5 protein-coding genes and 2 rRNA genes (1 of these 7 only partly in view) are annotated in these 7,220 nt (G+C 57.5%); all 7 read left to right on the top strand.

Annotation, left to right across the window (positions count from 1 at the left end):
- Positions 1 to 963 (top strand): 23S ribosomal RNA (locus BN3544_RS07710); it begins 1,917 nt to the left of the window's first position.
- Between the two features lie 171 nt (positions 964 to 1,134).
- Positions 1,135 to 1,247 (top strand): 5S ribosomal RNA (rrf, locus tag BN3544_RS07705).
- A gap of 195 nt (positions 1,248 to 1,442) precedes the next feature.
- A complete protein-coding gene (locus tag BN3544_RS07700; protein ID WP_019430843.1) occupies positions 1,443 to 3,776 on the top strand; it encodes a bifunctional salicylyl-CoA 5-hydroxylase/oxidoreductase in 2,334 nt (777 codons plus the stop codon).
- Position 3,777: 1 nt separating this feature from the next.
- A complete protein-coding gene (locus BN3544_RS07695) occupies positions 3,778 to 4,566 on the top strand; it encodes an SDR family NAD(P)-dependent oxidoreductase (protein WP_019430842.1) in 789 nt (262 codons plus the stop codon).
- Positions 4,563 to 5,084, top strand: a complete 522-nt coding sequence (locus tag BN3544_RS07690; protein ID WP_019430841.1) for a MarR family winged helix-turn-helix transcriptional regulator — start codon at positions 4,563 to 4,565, stop codon at positions 5,082 to 5,084. The genes BN3544_RS07695 and BN3544_RS07690 overlap by 4 nt, the downstream gene beginning before the upstream one ends.
- Positions 5,081 to 5,941, top strand: coding sequence for an enoyl-CoA hydratase family protein (locus BN3544_RS07685; protein ID WP_019430840.1), 861 nt, complete (start codon positions 5,081 to 5,083; stop codon positions 5,939 to 5,941). Before BN3544_RS07690 ends, BN3544_RS07685 begins: the two co-directional genes overlap by 4 nt.
- 3 nt (positions 5,942 to 5,944) lie before the next feature.
- Positions 5,945 to 7,159 carry an acyl-CoA dehydrogenase family protein gene (locus BN3544_RS07680; protein ID WP_019430839.1) on the top strand — a complete coding sequence of 405 codons (1,215 nt, stop codon included), beginning with the start codon at positions 5,945 to 5,947 and terminating at the stop codon, positions 7,157 to 7,159.
- Positions 7,160 to 7,220: the final 61 nt, after the last annotated feature.

The raw sequence follows: 7,220 nt of genomic DNA, 5'->3' as shown, positions 1-7,220 counted from the left end.
CCTTGTCGGGTAAGTTCCGACCTGCACGAATGGCGTAACGATGGCCACACTGTCTCCTCCTGAGACTCAGCGAAGTTGAAATGTTTGTGATGATGCAATCTCCCCGCGGAAAGACGGAAAGACCCCATGAACCTTTACTGTAGCTTTGTATTGGACTTTGAACAGATCTGTGTAGGATAGGTGGGAGGCTTTGAAGTGTGGTCGCTAGATCGCATGGAGCCAACGTTGAAATACCACCCTGGTGTGTTTGAGGTTCTAACCTAGGTCCATTATCTGGATCGGGGACAGTGCATGGTAGGCAGTTTGACTGGGGCGGTCTCCTCCCAAAGCGTAACGGAGGAGTTCGAAGGTACGCTAGTTACGGTCGGACATCGTGATAATAGTGCAATGGCATAAGCGTGCTTAACTGCGAGACTGACAAGTCGAGCAGATACGAAAGTAGGACATAGTGATCCGGTGGTTCTGTATGGAAGGGCCATCGCTCAACGGATAAAAGGTACTCTGGGGATAACAGGCTGATACCGCCCAAGAGTTCATATCGACGGCGGTGTTTGGCACCTCGATGTCGGCTCATCTCATCCTGGGGCTGTAGCCGGTCCCAAGGGTATGGCTGTTCGCCATTTAAAGAGGTACGTGAGCTGGGTTTAAAACGTCGTGAGACAGTTTGGTCCCTATCTTCCGTGGGCGCTGCAGATTTGAGGAAGCCTGCTCCTAGTACGAGAGGACCGGAGTGGACACACCTCTGGTGTATCGGTTGTCACGCCAGTGGCATTGCCGAGTAGCTAAGTGTGGAAGAGATAACCGCTGAAAGCATCTAAGCGGGAAACTCGTTTCAAGATGAGATCTGCCGGGGCCTTGAGCCCCCTAAAGAGTCGTTCAAGACCAGGACGTTGATAGGCAGGGTGTGGAAGCGCAGTAATGCGTTAAGCTAACCTGTACTAATTGCTCGTGAGGCTTGACCCTATAACTTTGATCACACGTCGCAAGATGTGCATTGGTCAAGGAAGTTATGCCAAGTTGACGCATTCAAAAAAGGTGAGAGACTGGGTGAAAGCCTGGTGAACAAGCCTAAAATCTGATTCGAAGCTCTATGAATTCGTTGTCTTGATTGGATCAAGATGACACCAAGTTATGCCTGATGACCATAGCAAGTTGGTCCCACTCCTTCCCATCTCGAACAGGACAGTGAAACGACTTAGCGCCGATGATAGTGCGGATTCCCGTGTGAAAGTAGGTCATCGTCAGGCTTCTAACAGCCCAAAACGCCTCACCCTTCGGTGGGGCGTTTTTTCTTGCCTGTCACGTATTTCCCCCTCGCTTTCTATGCCTAAACTTCGGGTTACTACTCGATTGACGGCAATTTTATTTGCTTAAATACTTGAGGCTTCAAATATACAGACCTCAATTTATGGGTCTTGTTTCCAACAGCATAGAGAGTGAACATGAAAATCGTGTGCATTGGCGGTGGTCCTTCAGGCTTGTACTTTGCATTGTTAATGAAGAAACTCGGCCCCCACCACGACATCACGGTGGTCGAGCGCAACAAGCCTTACGACACCTTTGGATGGGGCGTGGTGTTTTCCGATCAAACGCTTGAAAACATGCGCCAGTGGGACATTGAAACTGCCCATGAAGTGCAAGAAGCGTTTAACCATTGGGATGACATTGAGCTTCACATCAAAGACCGTGTGATTCGCTCAGGTGGGCACGGTTTTGTGGGCATTGGGCGTAGAAAACTGCTCAACATCCTGCAAGCACGTTGTGAACAGCTCGGTGTCCAATTGCAATTCGAGCAAGACGTACAGTCGGATTTGGATTTTCCGGACGCCGATTTGGTCATTGCCAGCGACGGCATCAATTCGCGAGTGCGCAGCCGCATGCCCGAGGTCTTTCAACCCGACATCGTGACGCGACCCAATCGGTATATTTGGTTGGGAACTCAGCGCAAGTACGACGCGTTTACTTTCTTGTTTGAAAAGACGGCGCATGGCTGGTTCCAGGCCCATGTGTATCAATTTGATGCACAGACCTCGACCTTCATCGTCGAGTGTCCAGAGCATGTCTGGCTTGCGCATGGCTTGGACCAAGCAGATCAAGAGGCATCCATCGCCTTTTGTGAAAAGCTTTTTGCGAAGAACCTGAATGGCGAAAAGTTGATGACCAATGCACGCCACTTGAGAGGATCTGCTTGGCTGAATTTCCAGCGTGTGAAGTGCGCCAACTGGTCGCATTTCAACGGCAACAGCCATGTTGTGCTGATGGGGGATGCGGTGCACACCGCGCACTTTGCGATTGGTTCGGGCACCAAACTCGCGCTGGAAGATGCCATCGAATTGGTGCGGCAGTTCAATGCGATTGGCGATACGGCAGACTGCATACCTCACGTGCTCAAGCAATACCAAGCAGTGCGCGAGATCGATGTGATCCGGCTCCAAAATGCAGCCTGGAATGCAATGGAATGGTTTGAGGTGTGTGGTGAGCGCTACTGCGATCAACTCGATCCTGAGCAGTTCATGTATTCCATGTTGACCCGCAGCCAGCGCATCAGCCATGAGAATTTGCGATTGCGCGACAAGGCCTGGCTCGAAGGTTATGAGGCTTGGTTTGCTGCCCGCACTGAGACGCCGCGTGTGCGACCACCGATGTTTACATCCTATACACAGCGCTCGGTCACGTTGAAGAACAGAGTGATGGTGTCACCCATGGCGCAATACATGGCGCACGACGGGCGTGTGGGTGACGATCATTTGGTGCACTTGGGCGCACGCGCCATGGGGGGGGCCGGACTCGTGATGGTGGAGATGACCGCGCCCAGCGCAGATGGGCGCATCACACATGGCTGTCCCGGCCTCTGGAATGAGGCGCAAACCGCCGATTTCAAACGCATCACCGACTGGGTGCACGAAAAAACCGACGCCAAAATCGGCTTGCAACTGGGCCACGCCGGTCCCAAAGGCTCAAGCTGTCGGCCCTGGCAAGGTGCAGGCATGGATCAGCCTGTACCCGCAGACGACCCAGAAGGCAACTGGTCATTGATGGCCGCTTCAAAGATCGCATACTTGACGCAGGGTGCTTTGCCTCGGGCCATGAACCGAGCCGACATGGACCGGGTCAAAGCCGACTTTGTGGCCTGCACGCAGCGCGCAGCACAGGCGGGCTTTGATTGGCTTGAGCTGCACTGTGCGCATGGTTATTTGTTGTCCAGCTTCATCAGCCCGATCACCAACCACCGAGTGGATGAGTATGGCGGCTCACTGGACAAGCGACTGCGCTACCCACTTGAGGTTTTTGAGGCCGTGCGTGCCGCATGGCCACCGCATTTGCCCATGTCGGTGCGCATCTCTGCGCACGACTGGGTTGAGGGTGGCATCACGCCCACCGATGCCGTCGAGATCGCGCGCGCCTTCAAAGCCGCAGGAGCCGACATGATCGATTGCTCGTCGGGGCAAGTCAGTGCACAGCAAAAGCCGACCTACGGACGCATGTACCAGACCCCGTTTGCCGATCGCATCCGCCAAGAGGCGGGCATCGCCACCATCGCCGTGGGCGCCATATCAGAGGCGGACCACGTCAACAGCATCTTGGCCGCAGGCCGTGCCGACCTGTGTGCGGTGGCCAGGCCGCACTTGGCCAATCCCGCATGGACACTGACAGAAGCGGCACGCATCGGATTCAAAGACATCGAGTGGCCGCGTGCTTATGTCTCGGGCAAAGCGCAACTCGAAGCCGGCTTTGCTCGCGAACGCGCACAACAAACTGCCAGCAAAGGAGACTGAGATGCAAAACCGCCATGCCCTGATCACGGGTGCAGGCGCTGGCATTGGAGCTGCCATCGCCATGGCACTGGCGCGCGCGGGCTGCCGCTTGACCCTGTGTGGCCGATCATCAGACAAATTGCAATCGCAAGCCGAGACTTTGCGTGCGCAAGTGCCTGAGCTGGCTGTCCTGATCTCGCCCATGGATGTCACAGATGAGAAGTCCGTGCAAGCCGCCGTGCAGCAGGCGCAGGCCCGTTTGGGCCCGGTCAATGTCTTGGTCAACAACGCAGGCCAAGCGCAAAGCCAGCCCTTTGGCAAGACCGATGCCGCGCTGTGGCAACACATGTTGAACGTCAACCTGACCGGCAGCTACCACTGCATCCAGGCCGTTTTGCCAGGCATGCTCGAAGCGGCACAGACCGGAACGCCGGGTCGCATCGTCAACATCGCCAGCACAGCGGGACTCAAAGGCTATGCCTATGTGAGCGCCTATGTGGCGGCCAAGCACGGCGTGGTCGGCTTGACCAAAGCCTTGGCCTTGGAGCTGGCCCGCAAAGGCGTGACGGTGAACGCGATTTGCCCTGGCTACACCGAGACAGACATCGTGCGTGAAGCGGTGCAGAACATCGTGCGTAAAACAGGCAAGAGCGAAGCTGAAGCGAGACAAGCGCTGGCTGTGAGCAACCCTCAGCAGCGGCTGGTGCAGGCACACGAAGTGGCGCAAAGCGTGCTGTGGTTGTGTGCACAAGGCAGTGATGCCATCAACGGCCAAGCGATTGCCATCGATGGCGGGGAGATGGCGGCATGAGCGCACACACCCACACCGACATGGAAGTGCGAGCCCACGCCGATCACCATGCCTCGCTGCGCCTGTGGCTGCGTCTGTTGTCGGCCACCACCCGCATGGAAGACACCATCCGTCAACGCTTGCGAGAGCAGTTTGGCATCACCTTGCCACGCTTTGACCTGATGGCACAGTTGGAGCGCGAGCCGCAAGGCTTGTCGATGAGCGAGTTGTCCCGCCGCATGATGGTCACAGGCGGCAACGTGACCAGCATCGTGGACCAGCTCGAAAAAGAACAACTGGTGCAGCGCCAAGCCCAGCCGGGTGATCGGCGTGCCTATGCCGTGCACCTGACACCCGCTGGGCGAGGCGTTTTCGCCGCCATGGCGATGGCCCACGAAAACTGGGTCGTCGAACTGATGTCGCCGCTGTCAGCGTCAGAGCAAGAACAACTGCACCAACTGCTGGGGATTCTCAAGACAGGCCCCATCAAGCCGCAGACCAAAAGCCACCACACCATCCTCACTCAGGAGAGCGCATGAGCCCACGTCACCTGCCCGGCCAGCCGCATCAATTGCCGCGCCACAACCAGCCCATGGCGGGTTATCAGCCCGAGCATTTTTTGCTGTCTGTCAAAGACGGTGTGGCCACCGTCAGCCTGAACCGCCCGGAGCGCAAGAACCCTTTGTCCTTTGATTCGTATGCCGAGTTGCGCGACTTTTTCCGTGCGTTGGCCTATGCACCCGACATCCACGCCGTGGTGATCACCGGCGCGAGCGGCAACTTTTGCTCGGGCGGCGATGTGCACGAAATCATTGGCCCGCTGACCAAGCTGGACATGCCGGGCCTGCTGGCCTTTACCCGCATGACGGGCGATTTGGTCAAAGCCATGCGCGCATGCCCACAGCCCATCATTGCCGCCATCGATGGTGTGTGCGCCGGCGCGGGCGCCATTTTGGCGATGGCCTCGGATCTGCGTTACGGCACTGAGCGCAGCAAAACCTATTTCTTGTTCAACAAGGTGGGCTTGGCGGGCTGCGACATGGGCGCTTGTGCACTCTTGCCGCGCATCATTGGGCAAGGACGCGCCAGTGAGCTGCTGTTCACCGGTCGCGGCTTGGGCGCATTGGAGGCTGAGCGCTGGGGGTTTTACAACCGTGTGTGCACCACCGACGAGGTCTTGGACCAAGCGCAGACCATGGCCGCACAGCTGGTGTCAGGCCCCACCTTTGCCAATGGCATCACCAAGAAAATGCTGCAACAAGAATGGAACATGGGGGTGGACGAAGCCATTGAGGCCGAAGCCCAAGCCCAAGCCATCTGCATGGCCACCAACGATTTCCACAGGGCCTATCACGCCTTTGTGGCCAAACAAACGCCTGTGTTTGAAGGGGACTGAACCATGAATGACCTTGCAAACAGTCACCCGGCTGAACTTGACTGGCCCTTTTTTGAAGACAGTCACCGCGACTTCAAAGCACGTCTGGACGACTGGTGCAAGACGCATCTGGCCCACGCGCACCACGACGAAAGCCGCGACGCGATGGACGCCGAATGCATTCGGCTGGTGCGCTTGTTGGGCGCAGGCGGCTGGCTTAAATATGCGGTGTCCGGTGTGTCCTATGGTGCGGCGTCCGATGTGATCGACACCCGTCAGTTGTGTCTGCTGCGCGAAACGCTGGCCTTTCACAACGGCCTATCTGACTTTGCCTTTGCCATGCAAGGCTTGGGCACAGGCGCCATCAGTCTGATGGGTAACGCCGATCAAAAGCAGCGTTATTTGCCGCGCGTGGCATCTGGGCAAGCCTTGTCGGCCTTTGCCTTGAGCGAGCCCGATGCGGGCTCCGATGTGGCCGCCATGCAGTGCAGCGCCACGGCCACGGCAGATGGCTATGTGCTGAATGGCCGCAAGACCTGGATCAGCAACGGGGGCATTGCCGACTTTTATGTGGTGTTCGCCCGCACGGGCGAGGCCCCCGGCGAAGGATTGAGTGGCTCCCCTGGCCGGGGTGCCAAGGGCATCTCGGCTTTCATTGTCGACGCCGACACGCCTGGCCTGACGATTGAAGAGCGCATTGACGTGGTCGCACCGCACCCACTGGCCACGCTTCAGTTTGACAACTGCCAAGTGGCTGCGAACCAGCGCATTGGCGAAGCGGGCCAAGGCTTCAAAGTGGCCATGGCCACGCTCGATGTGTTCCGCACCTCGGTAGCGGCGGCCGCTCTGGGCTTTGCTCGGCGCGCGCTGCACGAGTCCATCGCTTGGGCGCGTTCACGCCAGATGTTTGGCCAGAGCTTGGGCGACTTCCAGATCACCCAGACCAAGATCGCCCAAATGGCCACCCTGTTGGACGCAGCCACGCTCTTGACGTATCGGGCCGCTTGGCTGCGTGACCAAGGCACTCGCATCACGCGCGAGGCGGCCATGGCCAAGTTGTGCGCCACCGAAAACGCGCAGCAAATCATCGACATGGCTGTGCAGATGCACGGCGGCATGGGCGTCAAAAAAGGCGTGATGGTGGAGTCGCTGTACCGCGAAATCCGGGCGTTGCGCATTTACGAAGGTGCGACAGAAGTTCAGCAGCTGATCATTGGCAAGGACTTGTTGAAAGGGTGACTGCATGCTTGTTTAGCTGTTGAAAGGCCTGGGGGCGGGGGCCTCATGCTGCGGGGGTACG

Origin of the sequence: Limnohabitans sp. Rim47 (assembly GCF_001517545.1) — a bacterium.
Lineage (GTDB): Bacteria > Pseudomonadota > Gammaproteobacteria > Burkholderiales > Burkholderiaceae_C > Limnohabitans_A.
This window is presented reverse-complemented; position numbering and strand designations above follow the sequence as displayed.